We start from the raw sequence: 24567 nt of genomic DNA, 5'->3' as shown, positions 1-24567 counted from the left end.
GCTCATGTGAAACGCAAAAAAGTTCTCATAGTAGAAGACGAGGAAAGAATGAGAATACTAATAGGAGACTATCTCAAAAGCGAAGGCTTTGAGGTTATTGAGGCTGCGGACGGAGCTGAGGGCATAGAGAAATTCAGTGCGCAAAAGCCGGACATAGTCGTGCTTGACATAATGCTGCCGGAGATTGACGGCTGGACCGTATGCAGGAAGATAAGGGAGGAATCAGACGCGCCGATAGTCATGCTGACGGCAAGGTCGGAAGAGTCCGACGAGCTCTTTGGCTTTGAACTCGGAGCCGACGAATACATCACTAAGCCCTTCAGCCCTAAGATACTTGTTGCCCGCATAAAGGCCCTCATGAGCAGAGCCATAGAAGATGAAAATCAAGTAATGGAGGTCGGGTGCATAAGCATAGACGCCGCCGGGCATACGGCGAGTATAGAAGGCAAACGAGTGGACCTTACTCCAAAGGAGTACGAGCTGCTGCTTTACATGCTCAAAAACAGGGAAATTGCACTCTCTAGAGAGCAGATACTAGATGCCGTGTGGGGTTTCGACTACTACGGCGACTACAGGACTGTAGATACGCACATAAAAAGGCTCAGGACAAAGCTTGAGAACTGCGGAGACTACATCCAGACGGTCAGGGGGCTTGGATACAAGTTCGGGGTGAAGTCATGAAAAAATCCATAAGAGTCAGACTTTTTTTATATACAATAGGCCTTGTAATGTCTATACTTGCGCTGCTCTTTATAATGAACTCATTCTACTTTGAAAAATATTACATCGGTCTCAAGAAAAGTCAGCTCAGCGGCACTGCAACAGAGATAGAAAGCATGCTTGAAAGCAACTATTCTTCAGACGAAATATATTCGCGCTTTGAGGAGATAGAAGGCGAAACCGGCATAAAGATAGCCTTGTTTTCTCCCGAAATGGACAATCTCTACTCCTCGTTTACACGGGGGCGAATGTCTGGTTCGCCGTGGAACATCGTAAACACTCAGATAATAGAGATGCTCCAGGATAAGGACGTCATATTCGGAGAATACGAGCATCCCATGACCGGCACAGCGTTCCTGACATATGCAAAAAAGCTTGAGGGAGGGAATGTGGCTCTGCTTCAAATACCAATGGCGGCAGTGCAGGAGAGCATAAGCGCCAACCAGACATTTCACATATATGCCGCGATACTAACGCTTCTCATAGGCCTTGTTGGGGCGCTTCTATTTTCAAAGGGCTTTGTACGGCCGATACTAGACATAGCGGAAATAGCAAAGCGGGTTGAAAAGCTTGATTTCAGCAAAAAATATGAGGGAGGCCGCCAGGACGAGATCGGGCACCTTGGAAAGAGCATAAACAGCATGTCGGGCCGCCTAGAAGGCGTCATATCGAGTCTCAATATCGCCAACGAGCAGCTAAAGACAGAAATAGAAAAAGAAAAACGCATAGACATCATGAGGAAAGACTTCATAGCGGCAGTCTCACACGAGCTGAAAACACCTGTAGCACTAATACAAGGCTACAGCGAGGGCCTGCGCGACAACATAGCTGACGAAAGCAGAAAGACCTTCTACTGTGACGTTATAGAAGACGAAGCCAGGAGGATGGGAGCGCTTGTAAACGAGCTCCTCGAGCTTTCAAGGCTCGAATCCGGAAGCATGAAGCTGCAGCTTTTGGATTTCAGCATGAAAGAACTTGTAAATGCAGTGGCAGCCAAATATTCTCTGGCCGCGGAAGAGCGCGGCATAGCCCTTGATATCCAGAAAACCGGCGCCGAAACCAGCGTATATGCCGACCGCGAAAAAATAGAGCGCGCGATTGTCAATTATCTCGACAATGCATTCAAAAACGTAGACACTGGCGGCGAAATAAGCGTGAGGCTTATACAAAGCGAAGCCTCAGTACGGCTTGAAGTGGAGAACAGCGGAAGCAGGATACCGGAAAAAGAACTAGAACTGATATGGCACCAGTTCTACAAGCTCGACAAATCAAGAAGCAGGAGCCTTGGAGGCAGCGGGCTTGGCCTTTCAATCGTTAAGGAGATAGTGTCGCTCCACAACGGAAACTGCGGAGCATATAACACCGAAAATGGAGTGGTTTTTTGGCTGGAAATCCCGGATGTTCACCGGATTACCAACACATAAAACACAAGGAGATGAGCACATGTCAAAAATACTAAGAGGTCTCGAGCCGGCGAGCGTATTCAAATACTTCGCGGCCATAAGCGAAATACCAAGAGGCTCAGGAGACGAAGAAAGACTCAGCAACTATATAAAGCAATTTGCAAATGAGCTTGGCCTGCAGGTGCATCAGGACCAGGACTTCAACCTCATAATAAAAAAAACGGCCAGCCCAGGCTATGAAAATGCGCCCACAGTAATACTCCAAGGACACATGGACATGGTCTGCGAAAAAAGAGAAGACGTAGAGCACGACTTTACAAAGGACCCTATAAAGCTCATAGTCGACGGAGACTTCATAAAGGCCGATGGGACTACGCTCGGAGCAGACAACGGCATAGCGGTGGCATACATAATGGCGGTGCTTGCCGACAAGGAGTTGAAGCACCCTCCGATAGAGGGCCTAATAACCACAGGAGAAGAGGTAGGCATGTGCGGCGCTGCAAAGCTCGACGGCTCACTTCTTTCAGGCAAAATACTAATAAACATGGACGTCGAAAACGAAGGCGAGATTTTTACAAGCTGCGCAGGTGGAGTAAGGGCAAGGATTATGGTGGACATCAAACGGGAAAAAGCGATGGAAGGCATGGTGGCCTGTGAAATAAAGCTCAGCGGACTAAAGGGCGGCCACTCAGGTATGGAGATAGACAAAAAAAGAGGCAACGCCAACAAGCTCCTGGGCAGGGTGCTCTACGACATTTCAAAAAATGCGGGAGCCCAGCTCTCAAGCATAGATGGCGGAGCCAAGATGAATGCCATACCAAGGGATGCAAGGGCCATCGTGCTAGTTGAAAAATCAAAGCTGCAGGAGCTGAACTCGGCAATTAACAGCTGGGAGAATGTATTCCAAAAGGAGCTTTCAGCGGCAGACCCTAATGTGAAGCTTGAAATGCGTAAGCTCGAGGGCGAATTCGACATAATAAGCCCAAGAGACGCTGAAAGGGTAATTTCGATGCTTGTCATGATACCAAACGGCATAATGACAATGAGCCAGGAGATAGAGGGGCTTGTGGAGAGCTCGTCCAACATAGGAATAATAACCACGGGAGAGAACAGTGTCGAATTCGACAGCGCTGTAAGGAGCAATATAAAAAGCCAGAAGCTCAGCATTGTCGCTCAGATGGAATGCATGTGCAAAGCCCTTGGGGCAAGGCTTGAGCTCGAGGCTGACTACCCCGAGTGGGAGTACAGCAAGGACTCGCACATAAGGGACATATTTACAAGCGTATACGAAAAAAAATATGAAAAAAAACCGCTTATTACTGCTGTACACTGCGGACTCGAATGTGGTATATTTAAGGAAGTGATCGGGGATATTGATATAGTGGCTTTCGGACCGGACGTGTACGACGTTCATACTCCTGATGAGCACATGAGCATATCGTCGATCAAGAGAACATGGGAATACCTGCTTGACGTTTTAGAGAGCATTAAGTAGAATCGCCATACGGAGGAGATAAATATGGAAAAGAAACTAGAAGGCTGCGGCTGTGGCTGCGGATGCGACTCATCAGAAACAGAAGTTAAAGAGAGCTGCTGCTGCAACGAATTTGACGAGTGCGGCGCTGAAGAATCAGAAGGCTGTGGCTGCGGATGCGGCGGCGAAGATGACGAAGAGTATGAAACTCTTGACATCACGCTTGACGATGGAAAAGTGCTTAGCTGCATAGTACTTGGAGTATTCGACGTTGAAGAAATTGAAGGCAAAGAATATATAGCGCTGCTTCCAGAGGAGCACGAAGACGTATTCCTTTATGAATTTGCAGAAGACGAAGAAGGCGTTGAGCTTTCAAACATAGAAGACGATGCGGAATTTGAAAAGGTATCTCAAAAATTCTCAGAGCTCTTCCAAGACTAATATTAAAAAAATCAAGAGTAAAATGAAAAATCCCGCCGGCAGCTCACATAAAGAGCCGCCGGCGGGATTTTTCATAGCTTTTAATAAAAAAGCCCGGGGAGCGGCCTTTATTTCGGCCTCGATCCCCGAGCTTTTTTTGCTTTGACTTTATACTTTACTTGTCTCTAACTTGATCTCCTGATTTTTCCTTGAGAGCAGCGTGTGCAGCAGCTATTCTTGCAACAGGAACCCTGAATGGTGAGCAAGAAACATAGTCAAGTCCTATTCTGTGGCAGAATTCCACTGAAGAAGGCTCTCCGCCGTGCTCTCCGCATATTCCAAGGTGGATATCAGGATTAGTGCTTCTTCCGAGCTCGCAGCCCATCTTGACAAGCTTGCCTATTCCCGCCTGATCAAGCACTTGGAACGGATCCTTCTCAAGTATGCCCTTCTCTTCGTATTCGCCAAGGAACTTGTTGGCATCGTCTCTCGAGAAGCCAAAGCCCATCTGAGTAAGGTCGTTAGTTCCAAAGCTGAAGAACTGAGCCTCTTTTGCTATCTCGTCTGCAGTTATAGCAGCTCTTGGAATCTCTATCATTGTTCCAACAAGGTAATTTAGCTTAACGTCTGATTTTGCTATTATGTCGTCTGCAACCTCAGTCACGATAGACTTGACATAAGCAAGCTCTTTAACTGAGCCTATAAGCGGTATCATTATCTCAGGCTTAACATCGATGCCTTCCTTCTTGACAGCTATAGCGCCTTCTATTATAGCCTGAGCCTGCATAGCGTATATCTCAGGATAAGTTACTGCAAGACGGCAGCCCCTGTGTCCAAGCATAGGGTTGAATTCCTGAAGATCATCAACTCTTGCCTTCAGATCATCTACCGGGATGCTCATAGTTCTGGCAAGCTCTATTATGTCTTTTTCCTCTCTTGGAAGGAACTCGTGAAGAGGTGGATCGAGCAGTCTTATAGTTACAGATCTTTCGCCCATAGCCCTGAATATTCCCATGAAGTCTTCCCTTTGCATAGGAAGCAGCTTTGCAAGCGCAGTCATTCTGGCTTCAAGCGACTGGGCAATTATCATCTCTCTTACAGCTGGAATTCTCTCGGCTTCGAAGAACATGTGCTCAGTTCTGCAAAGGCCTATGCCCTCAGCTCCGAAATCAACAGCTATCCTGGCATCCTTAGGCGTGTCGGCGTTAGTTCTCACCTTAAGCTTTCTCATTCCGTCAACCCATGTCATGAGAGTCTCGAATTTTCCTGAAAGCTTAGGCTCAACCCTGTCAACAGCGCCAAGGTAAACCGAACCTGTGCTTCCGTCAAGAGATATGTAATCTCCCTCTTTTACAGTCAAATCTCCAACCTTGAAGAATCCTGCACGCTCGTCTATTCTAAGAGTTCCACAGCCTGCAACGCAGCATTTGCCCATTCCTCTTGCAACAACCGCAGCGTGAGAAGTCATTCCGCCTCTTGCAGTAAGTATACCTTCTGCGGCAACCATTCCCTCTATGTCCTCAGGAGAAGTCTCAAGTCTTACAAGAAGAGTCTTTTCTCCCTTTGAGCTTGCAGCTACGCAGTCCTCAGCATTGAAGTAAACTTTTCCTGCAGCAGCTCCTGGAGATGCTGGAAGTCCTTTTGCAAGAAGGTGTGCAGCTTTAAGCGCCTTGTCTTCGAATTTAGGGTGAAGCAGCTCGTTAACTCTTTCAGGCTCTATTCTAAGAACAGCCTCCTCCTTAGATATACGGCCTTCTTCAACCATGTCGACAGCTACGTTTATAGCCGCCTGAGAAGTTCTCTTTCCGTTTCTTGTCTGAAGTATATAAAGCTTTTCGTCTTCCACTGTGAACTCTATGTCCTGCATATCCTTGTAGTGGTTTTCAAGAAGCTGTGTTATTCTTATGAATTCATCGTATACAGCAGGCATATCGTCCTTTAGAGTATCTATAGACTGAGGAGTTCTTATGCCGGCAACAACGTCTTCTCCCTGAGCGTTTATAAGGTATTCTCCAAAGAGCTTGTTTTCTCCTGTGGAAGGGTTTCTTGTGAAAGCAACACCAGTACCCGACTTGTCGCCTGTGTTTCCAAATACCATCGACTGCACGTTAACCGCAGTTCCCAGGTCGTGAGGGATGTCGTTAAGTCTTCTGTATGTTATAGCTCTTGGATTGTTCCATGAGTTGAATACCGCTCTAACGGCCATAAGAAGCTGCTCAAAAGGATCAGAAGGGAAGTCCTTTCCAATCTCAAGCTTGTATACAGTTTTGAACTCTGCAACTATACCCTTTAGGTCTTCAGCAGTAAGCTCAGTGTCGTAGTGGTATCCTTTTTGCTCCTTTGTACGCTCAAGTATAGCCTCGAACTTGTATTTAGGCACGTCCATTGCAACGTCAGCAAACATCTGTATGAATCTTCTGTAGCTGTCGTATGCAAGCCTTGGGTTGTTCATAGCCTTTGCTATGCCTTCGACAGACTCGTCGTTAAGACCAAGGTTAAGTATAGTGTCCATCATTCCAGGCATAGAAAAAACTGCGCCGGAACGAACAGAAACAAGAAGCGGATTAGTCGCGTCGCCAAGTTTTTTGCCCATAGTCTGCTCAAGCTCTGCAAGCTTTGATTTTATCTCGTCAAGAAGATCGCTCCAAAGCTCCTTGTTTTGCTTATAATAATCAGTACAAGCCTGAGTTGTGATTGTGAACCCCGGAGGCACTGGCAGTCCGATTATGCTCATCTCAGCAAGGTTGGCACCCTTACCACCAAGAAGGCTTTTCATTTCTTTTGTACCCTCAGAAAAACTGTAAACGTATTTAGTCATTTTCGCACTCCTTTTTAATCATAATAAATATTTTTAAATGATATTTTTTATAACTATTATTTCTTTACAAGTGAAACTATAATATGTGCTAGCTCTTCGAGTGACCTGTAGGTTACATCAATGACGGGACAGCCGAGGCATTCCATGACCTTGCGTGCGTATTCGAGCTCAAGCCTTATCCTTTCGATGGAGCTGTAGTTGCCTGATGGAAGGCCCATATATCTGAGCCGTTCATCCCGCACTGCAGCAAGATTTTCGGGAGCGTGGGCAAGGCCCACTATGCGGCCCGGCTTAACCGAAAACAGCTCGGCTGGCACAGGAAGCTCTGGTGCGAGCGGCACGCTGGCCGACTTTATACCCATGCTGCCTAGTATTATTCCAAGCGGAGTCTTGCATGTCCTTGAGATTCCAACAAGGACAACGTCTGCCTGATGCATGCCTCTTGGGTCCTTGCCATCGTCATACTTTATGGCAAAATCCAGAGCGTTTATGCGTTGCGTAATTCCCTCCATCATCTTCTTTCTGAAGTGACCGGGCTTTCTAAGCGGTTTTAGATGTGATGCCATTGAAATAGAGCATACAGCATTGTTTATCATGTCTATGTGGTATATGTTTTTCGCTGTGCAAAATTCTTTTAAAGCGGCTATGAGCGATAAATCCAAAAGCGTATAGGCTATTACAGGATTTTCAGACTCGGCCTGAAAGAGTATGTCCATAAGAAGCTGTGCGTCTCTTACATAGGGAAATTTCTTCACTTCAAATTGAATGCCGTCAAACTGACAAAGGCCAGCGCCAGTAAGCTTTTCAGCTGTTTCACCTATGGAGTCAGAGATTATGTATATGCAAAGCTTTTCCATTTAGAACACCTCCTCTCAACAAAACACACAAGTAATATTTACCCTGTGGCACAGGTTTTAAGCAAAAAAATGCTAAAACCCGATTTGAGATGTACGCAATGGATATATGGGTATACATATTTTGTGCTGAAAAACAAATTTTTCACACAATATAGAGCATTATATACACAAATAGTATGACATAATTATTTTACAAGAAATAATAGTGATATACAATATGTTTTTGAAATACAACAGGATTAAAATAAAAACAGTTTGGGAGGGGAAAATGCGTATAGGCATAGACGTTGGAGCCACGGGAATAGCGGGAGGAATAGTGGGTTCCGAGGGTTCTGTAATGAGAGAGCTTGTGATCGCCACAAGACCCGAGCGTGGCTACGAGCGGATTGTTATGGATATTGCATACATAATAAACACATTAAAGCCGCGCTTGCAGGAAAATGGCGTAAAAATCGAAAATGTCGGCGTCGGGATACCGGGCATAGCCGATGAAAAAGGAGATGTCATATACTGCGTCAACCTGGGCTGGAAAGGCATGCCTCTCGGGCGCGACCTTAAAAAGCTGACAGGTCTTGAGGTATTCATAGAAAACGACGCAAATGCGGCGGCGCTTGCCGAGCATGCATACGGCAGCATGAAGGGCGCTGACTGCGGCGTGATGCTCACGCTCGGTTCCGGGGTCGGAGGAGGAATTGTAATAGGAGGCAGGCTCCACAGGGGCTTTAGCGGCGCCGGAGGCGAAATAGGCCACATGGCGGTGGGAGAGAATTTCTACAACTGCACCTGCGGCAGGAACGGTTGCCTTGAGACGTTCGCATCGGCAAGGGCGCTCGAGCGGTATTTCATGAAGCTTGTCGAGTATGCCGACGAGGAAAGCTCTGCGCTGCAGGCGGTGGGGGAAGCGGGAGTTGTAGACGCCAGGACAATATTCGAATTTGCAAAGAGAGGAGACCTGCTCTCGCTAATGGCGGTCTCGAGGCTTTCGAGATATCTGGCAAAGGGCATAGTCAATATAATCAACATGCTGGACCCGGAGGTAATAGTCCTTGGAGGGGGAGTCTCCAAGGCGGGAGATTTCCTGCTGGATATGACAAGAGAGCAGGTTGAAAGAGAGGTGCTCTACAAGGGGGTAAGGCATGCAGAAATCAAGCTTGCCGAGTTTGGTGACAAGGCGGGGATAGTCGGGGCGTCCCTGATTCCAACGTATAATGCGAATCCAAAGGAATAATACAATCCGTTAAAAGAACCAGCAGCCAGCCCAAAATTTTGCGGCCATGTCATTGAATCATACCTGTCTTCGCTTATATATGATTCTGGTAACCAGAGTTACCGCCAATATCGTCAAAATGGATATAATTTTGATTAAGAGGCTCATCACATGGAGATATATATACATAGAGCAGCAGTTTCAATGCACTAAAAATAATACCTTTAAGCGGTATGATGAGCTGCAACTACATTTTGAGCTTGGGCACATGGTGGTTCATGTGACTCAAGTGGGAAAGTAAAACCGTCCCCATAAATTGAGGGGATTTTGAATTGAAATTGAATTGCAAATTAAAAGGAGGTCGGATTAATGAGTATGTTTTGCTATCAATGTCAGGAAACAGCTATGAACAAGGGATGTTCGATGAAGGTTGGGGTATGCGGAAAGACAGAGGAAGTGGCCAATTTACAAGACCTACTAATATATGCGCTAAAGGGGATATCTCTTTACAGCCTTAAGCTAAGAGAAAAGGGCGGTGTACCTGAAGAGGACGAAAAGAGATTCATGTTTGAAAGCCTTTTTGCAACAATAACAAATGCAAACTTTGACAAGGATGTATTTGTTAAAAGAATAACTAGAGCTTTTGAAATAAGAGACGCAATAAAGGCGAGAGCTGCAGCGGCAGGAGCAGACCTTTCGGGAGTTACTCATGACTGTGCCATCTGGAACGGTACTCCGGCGGAATACGATGCAAAAGCTGAGACTGTAGGTGTTCTTGCAACTGAAAACGAGGACGTAAGATCGCTAAGAGAGCTCACAATATACGGCCTAAAGGGAGTGGCTGCATATGGAAGCCACGCTTACCACCTTGGATACAAGGATGATGAAATTTTTGCTTTCGCTGAAAAGGCGCTTGCGGCTACACTTGACGATGGCATGAGTGCTGATCAGCTGGTTGCTCTTGTAATGGAAACAGGCAAGTTTGGAGTAGATGTAATGGCGCTTTTGGACAAGGCCAATACAGAAACATACGGAAACCCTGAAATAACATCGGTAAAAATTGGAGCCGGAACCAACCCGGGAATACTAATAAGCGGACACGACCTCAGGGACATGGAGGCTCTGCTCAAGCAGACTGAGGGAACAGGAGTCGATGTATATACTCACAGTGAAATGCTTCCTGCAAACTACTATCCTGCATTCAAGAAATACAGCCATTTCTACGGAAACTACGGAAACGCATGGTGGAAGCAAAAAGAAGAGTTTGAGTCATTCAACGGACCAGTGCTGTTTACTACTAACTGCATAGTTCCTCCAAAGGCTGACGCCACCTACAGGGATAGAGTCTTCACAACAGGAGCCTGCGGCTTCCCTGGTTTCAAGCATATAGAAGAAGCGGCAGACGGCAGCAAGGACTTTAGCGAAATAATAGAGCTTGCGAAAAAATGCGCTGCGCCTGTAGAAATAGAATCAGGCGAGATAGTTGGAGGCTTTGCACACAACCAGGTCATAGCACTTGCCGACAAGGTAATAGACGCTGTCAAGTCAGGCGCCATAAAGAAATTCTTCGTAATGGCGGGCTGTGACGGAAGAATGAAGAACAGAGAGTACTACACTGAATTTGCAAAGGCGCTTCCGAATGATACAGTAATCCTGACAGCAGGCTGCGCGAAATACAGATACAACAAGCTTCCTCTGGGAGACATAGGCGGAATACCAAGAGTTCTAGACGCTGGACAGTGCAACGACTCTTACTCGCTTGTAAAAATAGCCCTCGCGCTAAAGGATGCATTCGGCCTTGAAGATGTAAACGAGCTTCCAATAGCATACAACATAGCTTGGTATGAGCAAAAAGCAGTAATAGTTCTGCTTGCGCTTCTCTACCTGGGCGTTAAGAACATACACCTTGGACCTACACTTCCTGCATTCCTGTCTCCAAACGTGGCAAAAGTGCTTGTTGAGACATTCGGAATAGCCGGAATAGGCACAGTAGAAGACGACATAAAGCTTTTCATGGGAATGTAATCAAGCGCTTTGAGACAAAATTTAATAGGCATATCATGTATTGTCAACTTGAAAACCCGCATATCATTGCGGGTTTTTTGTGTGGTTTTTTACTCCGGACGTTTTTGGTTACTTAAAGGCCGTTTATTAATTGGATTCACCTACACCTTTCTTTCGTGCAGTCCATAGTGTAAAACTCGGTTTTTTCGGGTATACTATCTACTGAGGATAAAGTGAAAATAAAGCACTAAAAAGAAAAAGGGAAGTGAATTGAAGTTGAAAACTGATTTTTTTGTGGAGCACAGCGGAAAGCAAATATCAAAAAAGGACATGGTAAGACTCGTAAAAGACGAATGGCTGCAGCAGGGCAGACTAGTAAAGGAAATAAAGGATCTGCAGATGTACTTCAACGTCGACGAATCAAAATGCTACTGGGTCATAAACAACGAAGACAAAGGCTGCATAAAATTGTAGACCTCAACGAAAAAAACACCTTTTCGAGTCAAATAACGGCTCAAAGAGGTGTTTTTTATTACTGGGTTGTTAGTCAAGCTTGTCAAATTCCAACAGGACACCTGACATAGTCTTTATTCTCGGAGTTATTATATCCATTGTATTAAGTATTATAGATCCCACAATGATTCCATCCCTTATGCCAAAGAGCATATAACAGAGTATGTATGTTGATGCAAATAGTATTGGATTAAGCTGTCTGATTGAAAGTCTTACAATGTCGAGAACAATGCAGGCCAGACCTCCTGCGATGAATACACTTGCCGAGCCAGAGAAAAAGCCAACAATTGCCCACAAAACGGCTGCAATTTGTAAAAGCATAAAAAATCCCCCTTAACCATCATCGGTGAAGAACTGATAGATACAGTTATCTGTATCTATATTATATTACATATATACCTTCACCGAGGAAAAAAAATCACGATTGCAGATAAAAATAAGCTTTTTTATGTTTGCAGAGGGCTTAATTGGTATATATACAATAATAAGATACAAGTCATACTTAGACACGGTTGATATGTGTGCTGCCGAGTGCTCGCGAGTATTGACAATGTATGAACGAGTGGCAATCAAAGAAAATAAATCACATATCAAATTCCGATTGAATATCGCTATATACAAAATACTATTTGATTTTTCGTTTTATTTTTAGACCTGTGGGTATATTTGATTTGGCGGCTTTTCAGTCACAATAAAAAACAAAGGGGTGCATAGGGTGAAGCTTTTAAAAGTCAGAAAAGAAAGTGAAGACAGAATCAAAAAATTTATCAACACTCTTAAGGGGTATCACATGACATTGGAGACAAAGATATCAGAACAGCATGTGTATATGAGGGTGTATGAGTATGACGTCAACCGCATTATGAAGGTCGCCAGCAATCACAGAGTCAAGGTGCTCGAGGTCTAAAAATTGTCCGGGGAAGAGAGAGTCTTCCTCTTTTTTTATTTTTTGATATAAAAACCCTGCATTAAGTAAAACATGCAGGGTGGCTAATTATACAGCGTGCAGCGTGGTTGCATTTATAACATTTTCTCCGGGGAGAATTTCATGCTCCGACTCGAAAACTCGTATTATTATCGTCTCGTAAGAATCCCAGTAGACGGTGACTAGGCTTTTTTCAACGGCTATCCTCATTCGATTTTCTTTAAATATCATGCTGAAGGAATAGCCGTCCCATCCCCTCGGCACGTGCGGACTCATAGAAAGTTTTCCATGTTCGATTCGTATCCCGGCAAACCCAAGGCAGATGCAAAGATATGCACCGGCCATGCTTGTAATGTGGAGGCCGTCGGCAGTGTCCCTGTTGCGGTTTTCCAAATCAAGAGTAACAGAATGTTCAAAAAGCGAGAGCGCCTTTTCAAAATCACACACTCTGGATGCGACTATTGAGTGCGCCAATGCTGAAAGCGAGGACTCGTGGACGGTTTTTGGCTCATAGAAATCAAAATTCCGCTTCATGGTCTCCCGTGAAAAATTCTCGGGCAGCATGTAGAAGGCCTGGAGCACGTCGGCCTGCTTGATGAAGCACGACCTTAGAATCCGATCCCACGACCAGCTGCGTGATATGGGAAGCTCGGCGGATGGTATTGCTGAGGCCTCCTCAAGCACCTTGTCCCTGTACCCGTCCTGCTGCTCGAATACGCCCAGTTCCTCCCAAAAGGGCAGGTACATGTTCGAGGATATCCTAAGCCAGGTGTCAATTTCGCCGCCGCTCATGCCAAGACGCGAAAGCGCTGATTCATAGCGCTGAGCATCCTGTTTTTCAAGTAGAGCGAGTGACCTTGCGGCATACTCCATGTTCCAGCTAGCCATATAGTTTGTATACCAGTTGTTGCTGACGTTGTTTTCGTACTCGTTTGGCCCTGTCACTCCGAGTATGACGTACTTTTTGCGGAAACTGCTCCAGCTTGCCCGTGAAGCCCAGAATCTGGCTGTTTCCACAAGCACGTCTATTCCGATTTTTGCTATGTATTCAAAATCGCCGATATGTTTTTCATAAAGGTATATGGCATGCGCCATGGCCGCGTTTCTGTGTATCTCCTCGAAAGTGATCTCCCATTCGTTGTGGCATTCGTCGCCATCGACTGTGACCATGGGGTAGAGCGCCCCCTGAAGGCCCAGCTTCCGGGCGTTGCCTCTTGCCTTGTCAAGCTGATTGTGTCTGTATTTGAGAAGGGTCTTCGAAGAGCGCCCAAAGGACATAAGATAAAACGGGAAGCAGAAAGCCTCCGTATCCCAGTATGTGCCGCCGCCATATTTTTCGCCGGTGAAACCCTTTGGCCCTATGTTCAGCCTTGAGTCGTGGCCTGTGTAGGTCTGGAGCATATTGAATATGCAGTAGCGCGCTGCGCTTTGCAGCCTCTTGTCGCCTTTTATTTCAACGTCGCACATAGCCCAGAGTGACGCCCACGCATCCCTGTGAAGTCTATACATAGATTCAAAGCCTTCAGCCCTCAAGGAGCTGGCCTTTTCAAGCGACAGATCCGCAAGAGTTTCAAACGGGTGGTCGCGGGTTGTAACCGAGCAAAAGAATTTCACTATGCGAAGAGTAGAGCCCTTGGGGCAAAGCAGCGAAATGGGTATGGAAACCGTTCCGGACGTTTGCTCCGCGCCGTGAGAGCTAAAATCCGAAGGAGGTATTTCCTCGCCTTCAAGATATGCCTTGCACGCCATTGCCACGCAGTTGCCAAAGCCGCTTTTTCGCGTCATCGAGCATATATGGCCGTCGCTTGCTCCTGTTTGGCAGGAAATAGTCGTCCAGAAGGACTCTCCCCAGTTGGAATCCTCGTTTCTCACATTCGAACTCAGGAAAGGGGACATAGTAATGACGGAGTCGTCGTCAAGAGGCGTAGCCTCGCAGACTACGCAGCCGCATTCCTTGTCATGCATGCTCAGAAAGCGAAAAGTCCTGATATGGAGGCGTTTGCCCTTCTTATACTCAAGCACCACATTTCTTTCGAGTGAGCCCTCCTTCATGTCAAGGGCGCGCTCAAAGGAGAGCGGCCGCTGAATATTCATGTCTATGTCTATTCCGTCAGCATTCAAGCCTATGCCTATAAAATCGGGAGAATTGATTATCCGCGCGTAATATTCCGGGTAGCCGTTTTTCCACCAGCCTACCTTGGTGGAATCCGGGTAGTATACGCCTGCAAGATATGTTCCCTTGAGGCTATCGCCCGAGAACGACTCCTCGAAATTCCCGCGTATCCCCATGTGGCAGTTGCCAAGACTCATAATGCTTTCATATATCCTGTTGTTTTCAAAATCAGGCTCTGACTGGACAATACGCCAGGGCTCTAGTTGGAGCGCCTTCATCGCATTACCTCCAAAAATGAAATATTCCAAAAATTTAGCATTCTTACTGAATAATACCCCAAAAAGGGTATTATAACAAACAGATAAGCGAATCCAAGGAATATATGGCCGGTTTTCATCGGATTTAATCACAATAATTGGGAGGCGCCAAAGATGCTAAGAGCCTGCATATTCGACCTGGACGGCGTCATAGTAGACACATCCAGATATCACTTTCTCGCATGGAAAAGGCTCATGGAGAGCCTTGGCAGCGACCTTTCAGAGGAAGAGAACAACTGCCTGAGGGGAGTTTCGAGGATTGAATCGCTCAGGCTCTTGCTCCGCATGAAGGGCATGAGTGTCACAAAGGAACAATTCGAAAGCCTTATCGAGCTCAAAAACACCTGGTACAGGGAGTATATAGCAGGCCTGAGCGAGAAGGACATACTCGAAGGCGCGCTGGAGCTCCTGCGCGAGCTGAGAAATAAAGGACTCAAGCTTGGGCTTGCATCCTCAAGCAAGAACGCCAGGGAGGTAATAGACAGGCTGGGCATAGGGATGTATTTTGACGCCATAGTCGACGGCAGCATGATAAGCAGGGCTAAGCCCGATCCCCAGATATTCCTGCTGTGCGCCGGGCTGCTCTGCGAGTCCCCGAGCGAGTGCGCCGTATTTGAAGACGCGGCTTCGGGAATAGAGGCTGCCAGGAGCGCCGGCATGGTAAGCGTCGGAGTAGAGGCCGAAAACAGCCTGGAAAGAGCCGACATGCGGGTGAGGAGCCTGCTGGAAGCTGATATTGACAAACTTTCAGAATGCGTCAACTTGCGTTAACAACAATCAATAAGCTTGTGGTATACTTGTTTTAGCATATATCTGGAGGAGAAATCAGCATGAAAAGACACCTCAAATTCAAGACAATAAGCCTTCCAAAGCTTGACGGACTTTCGCCGTCGCTAGAGAGCACGGCGCTGAAGGTTGCCGAGGAGCAGGGCGAGCTGGCACGCGCCATAGGTAAATTCAGGGGCATCAGCGGCGAGAAGGTCAGCATGACACAAAAGGAAGTGCTCGACGAGATAGCAAAGGAGCTGCTCGATGTGGCTCAGACAACAATATCCATGTGCTTCGTGCTCGAGGAGGAGTACGGCGTGGACATAGACCAGAAGGTCGAGGAGCACATACAAAAGCTCATAGACAAGGGATATATCAAGTCGCGCGACAAATAGGGCAAGCAAACAATAAAACAAACGGGAGATGCAAATGGGAAAATATGAAATCATAGCCACGGCCGCATTCGGTCTCGAATCGGTAGTGGCCGACGAGATAAAAGCGCTAGGGTACGACAAAGTAACAGTAGAAAATGGCAAGGTCACCTTCACAGGAGACGAGGCGGCAATCTGCAAATGCAACCTCTGGCTCAGATGTGCAGACAGGGTGTACCTCAAGATGGGCAGCTTCAGGGCTACAACCTTCGAGCAGCTCTTCCAGCAGACTAAGGCGCTTCCCTGGTCGGACATAATACCAGAGGACGCCGAGTTTCCGGTGGCTGACGCCAAGTCAGTGAATTCGAAGCTCTTCAGCCTGTCAGACATACAGGCCATAACAAAGAAGGCGACCGTCGAGAGCCTCAAGCAGACCTACAACAAGGAATGGTTTGCCGAGACGGGAGCCAAGTATCCAATACACGTGTCAATACTCAAAGACGTCGTTACCGTGTCGATAGACACAAGCGGCGCGGGACTCCACAAGAGAGGCTACAGGGAAGGCTTTGGCGAGGCTCCAATAAAAGAGACGCTCGCTGCCGGACTTATAATAATAAGCAAGTGGAAGAGCGACATAGCCCTTATAGACCCTTTCTGCGGCTCCGGCACAATACCGATAGAGGCCGCCATGATAGGGGCGAACATAGCGCCCGGTCTTTCAAGAAGCTTCGCATCTGAAAAATGGGACATGATTCCGGACGGCATGTGGAAGAAGTTAAAAAAGGAAGCCTACGAAGCCATAGACCATGACGCACAGATGAGCATAGAAGGCTACGACATAGACGGCAGGCTCGTAAAAAGCGCCATGCAAAACGCGGAAAACGCAGGAGTGGACGAGCATATACACTTCCAATCGAGGCCAATGCAGGAGCTGAGCTCCTCCAAGAAGTACGGCAAGATAATATGCAACCCGCCTTACGGAGAAAGAATGAGCGAGAGGGAGAGCGTTCTGAGGCTCTATGAGGAAATGGGCAAGGCATTTGGAAAACTTGACACGTGGTCATACTACGTGATAACTTCGAGCGAGGATTTCGAAAGGAGCTTCGGCAAGAAGGCGAGCAAGAACAGGAAGCTCTATAACGGAAGAATAAAATGCTACTACTACCAGTATTTCGGGCCCAGGCCTCCAAGAAAGAAAAGCATTGAAACGGAAAGCAACGCTGAAAGCGCAGAATAGAATACCATATTTAACAAAAGAAATCCAGGGAAGCCCATTAATCGGCCGTCCCTGGATTTTATGATTTAAACAATAAAGTCACAATAAAGTTAATGCTCATAAGAGGTGATGAGTTCGTCAAGCTTGCAGCCCAGAATGCTGGCAAGCACAACTACCTTTTGGAAGCTCGGGTTTTTCTTGTCTCCTCTTTCCAGCTCCTCGAGATACGATTTGGAAATGCAAGTTCCGTACTTTTGATCCTGCGTCAGAACCTCTATATCCTTTGCGGTGTAACCGAGACTAAGTCTGAATTCCCTTATCTTATTCCCATTAAGCATTCGCAAGCCCCCTTTTACAGTGTCATCTACAGTGTAATGTTACGAGCTAAAAGTATTATCCCTAAAGTATGATCCCTAAAACCATTATACTACCTTGAAGCGCCAAATTCCACAACTTTGCACGAAGTTAACATAATTAACAAGAAGTCCATGCAGCAGCGCCTGAATCCTGCTTTGGACAAGAGGCTACTCCTGTGGCACCTGAGCTTCAGCTCCTGCGGGCATGAAGCCGCTCATCTCGCTCCAGTCAACCGAATTTTCAGATGTGATGTCAGGAATGTCGAGCTTCGCCTTCTTTCCTATGTCCCAAAGGTTCGAATCAATATCTAATGTCATGTCAACATACCTTGAAGTCTGCGGATCGTCAACGCGCATCTTGAGTTTCATTTTCGAGCTCCTTATGTTGTAGTCCTTGTCTATAACGTAATCTACGCTCAATCCGTCGAATTGAACAACCTTGTAGAGCTGGCCAACGCCGGTTTCAATCTCGTCCTGGAACTCCTTGAGCTTTTTGTCGGCCTCCGCTTCGCTGTATACCTCGCCCTGCATTTGCATTTGAATCCGAATGCTCTCCTTCATGTTCTCCTTGAACGAGTCGTTTTCAAGTATCAGGAATGCCGCCTTTTTCACAAAATCCTTGAGCTCGCTGTCGCTCATAGAAAAGCTTATGCGCTTGCCCCTGAAGCTTCCCTGAGGCGACTCGGTTGACACGTTGTTTTCGACAGTTATTGCATCCTCGCCTGCAATTTCGAGCATTAGCGTTGAAAGCTGCAAGCTGAGCTGCTTCATGTCATCAATGTCTTTTTTGTTGTAGCCCTGCGAATCAAAAACCACATATTTGTCCATTGCGGGGAGCTTCATTATCGACTTCCCATCCCGCATAAAAACCTTGCCCTCGTAAGTTATGCCGTCGGAATGTATTGAAAAATCCCCGGCAGATTCGGCTCCTGCAGATAAAAAAGCAGTGTCACTCTTTAAAACCACATCTCGCATAAGCGATAGGGCCTGCATCTCCTGCTCGGAAGCCCCGCTAAGATCCATATGCAAATTTGCGGTAAAGCTCTGCCTCGCACTTTCAATCTTAACCGTCTTCTCGAATGACTTCTTGAGAATATCCGCAGGTGGCTCAGCCTTGCACCCCCCAAGCGCCATGACAACAATCAAACACAATCCCATAATTGATGTATATTTATTCTTCATTTCGCGTTCCTCCTCCCCACATAGCTGAACACCAAGGTGGTTCTACTGTTCTGACTGTGGCATGTGAATCCAAATGGAAATCACAAAATGAAATTTAAAGGCCGTTTATTCCATTGGATTCATTTATTCAGTTGGATTTCACTTGATTTCCCTATGAATATTTGATACCCAGAAAACGGGGTATAAAAAAAAGAATTAACTACAAACAGGGGGTGACTCCGGAGCGGCCGGTCAAGGGCGCATTCGGGAACTATGTTCGAGAAGATAGACCTTTCAAAACAAATCGAAAAGAAAGAATACAACAAGATAATGAAAGACATAGAAATACGCCTGGGCCAGCTTCAGCGCGAGGCCAAGGACAAGGGCGTGCCTGTAATAGTAGTATTCGAGGGCTGGGACGCCTCGGGCAAGGGGCGGATAATAAACGAGCTCATACTCCCCCTGAACCCCAGATATTTCAGCGTTTTCACAATGCATGAGGAAAACGAAGAGGAAATGAGAAGGCCGTTCCTGTGGAGATTCTGGACAAAGACGCCTGAAAAAGGCGACATGGCAGTGTTCGACCGGAGCTGGTACAGGAGGATCATGGACGATGCAGCCGAGGGAATCGTAAAGGGCGAGGCCCTTGAAACCTCATACGGAGAGATAAACTCCTTCGAGCGCGTACTTTATGAAGACGGCTTCATAATACTCAAGTTCTTCCTCCACATAAGCCGTGAAGAGCAAAAAAAGAGACAGGAGAGGATGGGGAAGAATCCCGCCACAGCGTGGAGGATAAGGGAATCCGACAAGAGACAGAACAAAAAATATGAAGCCTACATGCAGGCCATGCAAAGAGCCATAGAGGAGACGGACACCGAGCGCTCGCCGTGGACCATAGTAGAGTGCGAGGACTACAGGTTCGGGATAATAAAGACGCTAATGAGCTTCATAGAGGGCATGGAAACCGGGCTTGCAAGGATAGACAGGCAAAGGGAGATAGTCGCGAACGCCCAGATAATAAGGAATATGAGAAGCCAGGAACCCCATGAAACCGCGGGAAACGGCTCGAGCCTCAAGCTGAACGGCATCAAATCCTCGGTGATAGACAAGGTGGACCTTTCGCTCTCAATGGACAAGCAGGAGTATGAAAAGCGTATAGCAAAGCTGCAGTGCAAGATGAGGCTGCTGGGCAACGAACTCTACAGGGCTAAGATTCCGGTAGTCATAGTATACGAGGGCTGGGACGCGGCAGGAAAGGGCGGCAACATAAAGCGCCTGGCAGCATCGCTCGACCCGCGGGGATACGACGTCGTGCCCATAAGCTCACCAAACGACACCGAAAAAAACCATCACTACCTGTGGCGGTTCTGGAAGGAGATGCCCAAGACCGGACACATAGCCATATTCGACCGGAGCTGGTACGGAAGGGTTCTAGTCGAGCGAGTTGAAGGCTACTGCAGCGAGGCGGAGTGGAAGCGCGCCTACAGGGAGATAAACGACATGGAAGAGCACATAGTCAACTTTGGCACGGTGTTCCTCAAATACTGGATACACATAGACAGGGAGGAGCAGCTCAAGCGTTTCAACCAGAGGGCGGCAGACCCCAACAAGACGTGGAAGATATCCGACGAGGACTGGCGCAACAGATACAACTGGGACAGCTACAAGGACGCCGTCGACGAGATGCTCTTTAGGACAAGCACCACCTTCGCCCCGTGGACCATAGTCGAGTCCAACTGCAAAAGATACGCCAGAGTGAAGGTTCTAGAGCATACAATAGATGAAATAGAAAAGGCTCTTCAAAAGAGATAAAAGGGGTTTTCGCATTATGACTCTGAGCAGGATAAAGCAGCGTGCAAATATCCTGCCGGAGTCATTTTGTGGTATAATAATTTTCTATGCGCAAAATCGTAAATGTCTATAAGATTGAAAATTTATGTGAAAATTGATATAATATTTTACATATGTCTAATTAGCACCAGATACTAAAATCAAGTCATGATTTCTAGAGCGTTGAGATCATGCGAATTCGGAGGTAACAATTTTGGATATTAAAGATATAAAAGAGCTAATACACGCGCTGGATGCCAGCGGAGTACAAAAATTCGAAATGGAAGAAGGCAACTTCAAGATAAAGATAAGCAAGACTGCAGAAGCAGCGCCGGCAGTAGTCTACAACGCCCCTGAGGCGCCAAGGGCTGCCGCGGCAGCGCCAGTGGCAGTATCTCCGGCTCCTGCAGCCATAGTAGAGGCGGCTCCGGCTGAAGACCTCTACATAGTCAAATCGCCTATAGTTGGAACCTTCTATGGATCTTCAAGCCCGGGAACTCCGGCGTTCGTAAAGGTCGGAGACAAGGTTGCCAAGGGCGACACGCTTTGCATAATAGAAGCCATGAAGATAATGAACGAGATAGAAAGCGAAGAAGCAGGCGAAATAGTCGAGATACTAGTTGTAAACGAGGACATTGTTGAATACGGTCAGCCTCTTATGAAAATCAGGAGGTAGAAATTATGATTAGCAAGGTACTCGTTGCAAATAGGGGTGAAATAGCAGTAAGGATAATAAGGGCGTGCAAGGAGATGGGCATAAAGACTGTGGCCGTCTACTCCGAAATGGACAGGGACTCTCTGCATGTGCATATAGCCGACGAATCGGTATGTATAGGCCCGGCAATATCGACTAAGAGCTATCTGAACATGGACAGCATAATAAGCGCGGCGCTCGTTATGGGCGCCGACGCAATACACCCGGGCTATGGCTTCCTCTCGGAGAACACCACTTTCGTCAAAAGGTGCAGGGATGAGGACATAATATTCATAGGCCCTACAGAGGATCACATAATAAAAATGGGCGACAAGGCCCAGGCCAGAAAGACAATGATAGAGGCCGGAGTTCCCGTAGTTCCGGGAATGGAGGGCAGCATCACAGACGCCAAAGAGGCGCTTGTCGAGGCCGAGAAGATAGGCTTCCCTGTCATGATCAAGGCAGTCAGCGGAGGCGGCGGAAGAGGAATGAGAGTCGCCAGAAACAGGGACGAATTCATAAAGGGCTTTAGCGTTGCACAGTCGGAATCGGCTGTGGCCTTCGGGGACAACTCAATGTACGTGGAAAAGCTCATAGAAAACCCAAGGCACGTAGAGGTTCAGATTATTGCGGATTCGCACGGCAACGTGGTGCACCTTGGCGAGAGGGACTGCTCGCTCCAAAGAAGGAACCAGAAGGTGCTCGAGGAGGCTCCAAGCGCGCTTATCGACGATCAGATAAGAAAGCAGATGGGAGACGCGGCCGTAAAGGGAGCCAAAGCCGTAGGCTATGTCAACGCCGGCACGGTTGAGTTCCTCGTGGACAAGGACAAGAACTTCTATTTCATAGAGATGAACACGAGGATACAGGTTGAGCATCCCGTCACGGAGATGGTCACAGGCGTGGACATAGTAAGAGAGCAGATAATGATAGCATCAGGTGAAAAGCTGTCATTTACGCAGGAGGACATAAAAATAAACGGCCACGCAATAGAGTGCAGGATCAACGCCGAGGACGTAAGCCACGGCTTCAGGCCTTGTCCGGGGACTGTGAATGACTTTTACTTCCCGGGAGGCTATGGCGTTCGTGTAGACTCGCACATATACAGCGGCTACAAGATACCACCGACATACGACTCCATGATAGGCAAGCTTATAGTATGGGGCAGGAACAGGCATGAAGCCATAAACAGGATGAAAAGGGTGCTCGATGAGACGATAGTAATGGGCATCGAGACAAACATAGACTTCCAGAGAGAAATACTCAGCGACGAGTTTTTCGTGGAAAACAAGTTCGACACAGGCTTCATAGACAGAAAAATGTTTGGCGCAGGCCATAAATAAGATACAAGCGAGGTGAATGGAATTGCTTAAGGACCTCTTTACAAAGAAAAGTCAAAAGAGCCATCATGAAAAAGGCTACGCTGTAATAAATGTGCCAAAGGAGCAGCCATCGGGCCAGCCGCAGGAAGCTCCAAAGGCGCAGCCTGAGATGCAAAAGCCTCAGGCTGTGCTCGACGAGAATCACACAGCGTGCCCCTCTTGCTCGGCGGTAATCGCAAAGCAGGCGCTCTCTGACAATCTGGGCGTATGTCCGGAGTGCTCGCATCACACGAGACTGGGCGCAAGAAGAAGAATAGAAATAACAGCAGACAAGGGCAGCTTCAAGGAGTACGACACGGGCATAAAGACTGTCAACGCCCTTGATTTTGCAAGCTACGACGACAAGCTAAGAGAAGCGAAGGAAAAATCGGGACTCGACGAGGCCGTAGTGACTGGAGAATGCTCGGTGAATGGCCAAAAGTGCGTAATATGCGCAATGGATTCGCTTTTCATGATGGGCAGCATGGGTTCGGTCGTGGGAGAAAAGATTTCAAGAGCCGTGGAAAAGGCCATTGAAAAAAGACTTCCGGTAGTAATATTCTCCACATCGGGAGGCGCCAGGATGCAGGAGGGTATGCTTTCGCTGATGCAAATGGCAAAGACCTCAGCGGCGCTTGGAAAGCTCGACGATGCGGGGCTGCTGTATATATCTGTGCTCACAGACCCGACAACGGGAGGCGTCACGGCATCCTTTGCAATGCTCGGAGACATAATAGTGGCCGAGCCTAAGGCCCTTATAGGCTTTGCAGGCCCAAGGGTAATAGAGCAGACAATAAGACAAAAGCTTCCTGAGGGCTTCCAAAGGGCGGAATTCCTCCAGGACAAGGGTTTTGTAGACACAATAGTTCCAAGGGGCGACATGAAAGACTTCATAGGCAAGCTGCTTGCAATACATTCAACTGGAGGTGGGCTCGATGACAAGTAGAAATGAATTCGACGGACCAGTACTCCAGCTGGAGGAGAAGATAAAGGAGCTTAAAACGCTAGTCGAGGAGACTGGAGTAGACCTGTCGGGCGAGATAGAAATGCTCTCGAAAAAGGCGGCATCAATGAAGGACGACATATACAAGCACCTTCAGCCGTCGCAGAAGCTCAAGCTTGCAAGGCATCCGGAAAGGCCGACGACGCTTGACTACATCGAGAGGATAACAAGCGAGTTTATAGAGCTCCACGGCGACAAGCTCTATGCCGACGACCGCGCAATAGTGGGCGGGCTGGGCATGATAGACGGGACTCCTGTGACAATAATAGGCCACCAAAAGGGCAAGGACACAAAGGACAATATAATGCGCAACTTCGGAATGCCTCATCCGGAAGGCTACAGAAAGGCTCTAAGGCTAATGAAGCAGGCGGAGAAATTCAAAAGGCCTATAGTGACGCTTATAAACACCCCGGGCGCTTTTTGCGGACTTGGAGCCGAGGAGAGGGGCCAGGGAGAGGCAATAGCCAGAAACCTGCTTGAAATGAGCAGGCTGAAAACCCCTGTGATAGCCATAATAATAGGCGAAGGCGGAAGCGGCGGAGCCCTTGCGCTTGGCGTTGGCAACTGCATAGCGATGCTCGAGCACTCGGTGTACTCTGTAATATCGCCGGAAGGCCTCTCGAGCATACTCTGGAAGGACGCCTCAAAGGCATCCGAAGCCGCGAGCATGATGAAACTTACAGCTCAGGACCTTATAGGCCTTGGCATAATAGACGACATAATAGAAGAGCCCTTGGGCGGAGCTCACAAGGACGTCGATCTGGCAGCCTCGAGTATAAAGGCATACATAAGAGCCTGCCTTGAAAAGCTTTCAAAAATGCCGGGCGAAGAGCTGGCGGAAGCGAGATATGAAAAGATAAGAAAAATGGGCAAGTGGATGTAGCGTGCCAGGCCCCACGAAATCATGAATATGTAGAAATTTTAAGAGAGCTGGTCTTCGGAGAGGCTACTGAAGAACTTGCGGTTTTAATGAACCTTAAGGTCATAGTAAAAAAAGACGATTTCTCAACACCAGTAAATGGGTATGAGAGTC

At 47.4% G+C, this 24567-nt stretch carries 21 protein-coding genes and 1 pseudogene; 16 read left to right on the top strand and 6 right to left on the bottom strand.

Features of this window, described 5'->3' with window-relative positions; translation table 11 throughout:
* The first annotated feature begins 6 nt into the window (after positions 1–6).
* From EAL2_RS10365 to EAL2_RS10350, 4 genes are read left to right on the top strand one after another with little or no spacing between them, the layout of a single operon-like run.
* Positions 7–681, top strand: coding sequence for a response regulator transcription factor (locus tag EAL2_RS10365; protein ID WP_025436315.1), 675 nt, complete (start codon positions 7–9; stop codon positions 679–681).
* Positions 678–2144, top strand: coding sequence for a sensor histidine kinase (locus tag EAL2_RS10360; protein ID WP_025436314.1), 1467 nt, complete (start codon positions 678–680; stop codon positions 2142–2144). The genes EAL2_RS10365 and EAL2_RS10360 overlap by 4 nt, the downstream gene beginning before the upstream one ends.
* A gap of 19 nt (positions 2145–2163) precedes the next feature.
* The gene (locus EAL2_RS10355; protein WP_025436313.1) at positions 2164–3618 is read left to right on the top strand and encodes an aminoacyl-histidine dipeptidase; all 1455 of its coding nucleotides are present in this window, start codon (positions 2164–2166) and stop codon (positions 3616–3618) included.
* 24 nt (positions 3619–3642) lie between these two features.
* Positions 3643–4038 carry a DUF1292 domain-containing protein gene (locus tag EAL2_RS10350; protein ID WP_084481134.1) on the top strand — a complete coding sequence of 132 codons (396 nt, stop codon included), beginning with the start codon at positions 3643–3645 and terminating at the stop codon, positions 4036–4038.
* A 154-nt stretch (positions 4039–4192) separates the two neighbouring features.
* Here the strand turns inward: EAL2_RS10350 and ppdK are convergent, their stop codons facing one another.
* Positions 4193–6835, bottom strand: a complete 2643-nt coding sequence (gene ppdK, locus EAL2_RS10345; protein ID WP_025436312.1) for a pyruvate, phosphate dikinase — start codon at positions 6833–6835, stop codon at positions 4193–4195.
* A gap of 56 nt (positions 6836–6891) precedes the next feature.
* On the bottom strand, positions 6892–7692 hold the full coding sequence (locus EAL2_RS10340) for a pyruvate, water dikinase regulatory protein (RefSeq protein WP_025436311.1): 801 nt from the start codon (positions 7690–7692) through the stop codon (positions 6892–6894).
* Between the two features lie 268 nt (positions 7693–7960).
* Between EAL2_RS10340 and EAL2_RS10335 the strand changes: the two genes are divergently transcribed.
* The 3 genes and pseudogenes from EAL2_RS10335 to EAL2_RS10325 all read left to right on the top strand — a co-directional run.
* A complete protein-coding gene (locus EAL2_RS10335) occupies positions 7961–8920 on the top strand; it encodes an ROK family protein (RefSeq protein WP_025436310.1) in 960 nt (319 codons plus the stop codon).
* A gap of 348 nt (positions 8921–9268) precedes the next feature.
* The gene (gene hcp, locus EAL2_RS10330) at positions 9269–10924 is read left to right on the top strand and encodes a hydroxylamine reductase (protein WP_025436309.1); all 1656 of its coding nucleotides are present in this window, start codon (positions 9269–9271) and stop codon (positions 10922–10924) included.
* Between the two features lie 237 nt (positions 10925–11161).
* Positions 11162–11377: pseudogene (locus EAL2_RS10325) on the top strand (DUF6465 family protein); the annotation flags it as partial.
* A 69-nt stretch (positions 11378–11446) separates the two neighbouring features.
* On the opposite strand, the gene EAL2_RS10320 reads toward EAL2_RS10325, so the two are convergent.
* Entirely contained in the window at positions 11447–11737 is a 291-nt protein-coding gene (locus EAL2_RS10320) for a hypothetical protein (RefSeq protein ID WP_025436307.1), read from the bottom strand.
* Positions 11738–12131: 394 nt separating this feature from the next.
* On the opposite strand from EAL2_RS10320, the gene EAL2_RS10315 reads away from it, so the two are divergent.
* Positions 12132–12323 carry a hypothetical protein gene (locus EAL2_RS10315; RefSeq protein WP_025436306.1) on the top strand — a complete coding sequence of 64 codons (192 nt, stop codon included), beginning with the start codon at positions 12132–12134 and terminating at the stop codon, positions 12321–12323.
* An 87-nt stretch (positions 12324–12410) separates the two neighbouring features.
* On the opposite strand, the gene EAL2_RS10310 is transcribed toward EAL2_RS10315, so the two are convergent.
* Positions 12411–14732: a family 65 glycosyl hydrolase domain-containing protein gene (locus EAL2_RS10310; protein WP_025436305.1), complete on the bottom strand. Its 2322-nt coding sequence runs from the start codon at positions 14730–14732 to the stop codon at positions 12411–12413.
* A gap of 153 nt (positions 14733–14885) precedes the next feature.
* Between EAL2_RS10310 and pgmB the strand changes: the two genes are divergently transcribed.
* Genes pgmB through EAL2_RS10295 form a run of 3 tightly spaced genes read left to right on the top strand, consistent with a single transcriptional unit; the run spans position 14886 to position 17147 of the window.
* Positions 14886–15542 carry a beta-phosphoglucomutase gene (pgmB, locus tag EAL2_RS10305; RefSeq protein ID WP_025436304.1) on the top strand — a complete coding sequence of 219 codons (657 nt, stop codon included), beginning with the start codon at positions 14886–14888 and terminating at the stop codon, positions 15540–15542.
* Positions 15543–15601: 59 nt separating this feature from the next.
* Positions 15602–15934 (top strand): MazG-like family protein, encoded by a 333-nt coding sequence (locus EAL2_RS10300; protein ID WP_025436303.1) that lies wholly within the window; start codon positions 15602–15604, stop codon positions 15932–15934.
* Positions 15935–15968: 34 nt separating this feature from the next.
* Positions 15969–17147 (top strand): THUMP domain-containing class I SAM-dependent RNA methyltransferase, encoded by a 1179-nt coding sequence (locus EAL2_RS10295; protein WP_025436302.1) that lies wholly within the window; start codon positions 15969–15971, stop codon positions 17145–17147.
* Between the two features lie 89 nt (positions 17148–17236).
* Here EAL2_RS10295 and EAL2_RS10290 read toward each other — a convergent pair whose 3' ends face one another.
* Positions 17237–17464 carry a helix-turn-helix domain-containing protein gene (locus EAL2_RS10290; RefSeq protein ID WP_025436301.1) on the bottom strand — a complete coding sequence of 76 codons (228 nt, stop codon included), beginning with the start codon at positions 17462–17464 and terminating at the stop codon, positions 17237–17239.
* A 186-nt stretch (positions 17465–17650) separates the two neighbouring features.
* On the bottom strand, positions 17651–18664 hold the full coding sequence (locus tag EAL2_RS10285; protein WP_025436300.1) for a hypothetical protein: 1014 nt from the start codon (positions 18662–18664) through the stop codon (positions 17651–17653).
* 252 nt (positions 18665–18916) lie between these two features.
* Between EAL2_RS10285 and pap the strand changes: the two genes are divergently transcribed.
* From pap to EAL2_RS10260, 5 genes are all read left to right on the top strand, one after another.
* The gene (gene pap, locus EAL2_RS10280) at positions 18917–20458 is read left to right on the top strand and encodes a polyphosphate:AMP phosphotransferase (RefSeq protein WP_025436299.1); all 1542 of its coding nucleotides are present in this window, start codon (positions 18917–18919) and stop codon (positions 20456–20458) included.
* A gap of 232 nt (positions 20459–20690) precedes the next feature.
* Positions 20691–21152: an acetyl-CoA carboxylase biotin carboxyl carrier protein gene (gene accB, locus EAL2_RS10275; protein WP_025436298.1), complete on the top strand. Its 462-nt coding sequence runs from the start codon at positions 20691–20693 to the stop codon at positions 21150–21152.
* A 5-nt stretch (positions 21153–21157) separates the two neighbouring features.
* Positions 21158–22513, top strand: a complete 1356-nt coding sequence (locus EAL2_RS10270) for an acetyl-CoA carboxylase biotin carboxylase subunit (protein ID WP_025436297.1) — start codon at positions 21158–21160, stop codon at positions 22511–22513.
* A 16-nt stretch (positions 22514–22529) separates the two neighbouring features.
* Positions 22530–23477: an acetyl-CoA carboxylase, carboxyltransferase subunit beta gene (gene accD, locus EAL2_RS10265; protein WP_084481128.1), complete on the top strand. Its 948-nt coding sequence runs from the start codon at positions 22530–22532 to the stop codon at positions 23475–23477.
* Complete coding sequence (locus EAL2_RS10260) at positions 23467–24417, top strand: acetyl-CoA carboxylase carboxyltransferase subunit alpha (protein WP_025436295.1); 951 nt, start codon at positions 23467–23469, stop codon at positions 24415–24417. Before accD ends, EAL2_RS10260 begins: the two co-directional genes overlap by 11 nt.
* The last annotated feature ends 150 nt before the right edge of the window (positions 24418–24567 follow it).

Source organism: Peptoclostridium acidaminophilum DSM 3953, assembly GCF_000597865.1.
GTDB classification, from domain to species: Bacteria; Bacillota; Clostridia; order Peptostreptococcales; family Peptostreptococcaceae; genus Peptoclostridium_A; species Peptoclostridium_A acidaminophilum.
The sequence above is the reverse complement of the archived record's forward strand: the minus strand, read 5'-3'. Positions and strand labels throughout refer to the sequence as shown.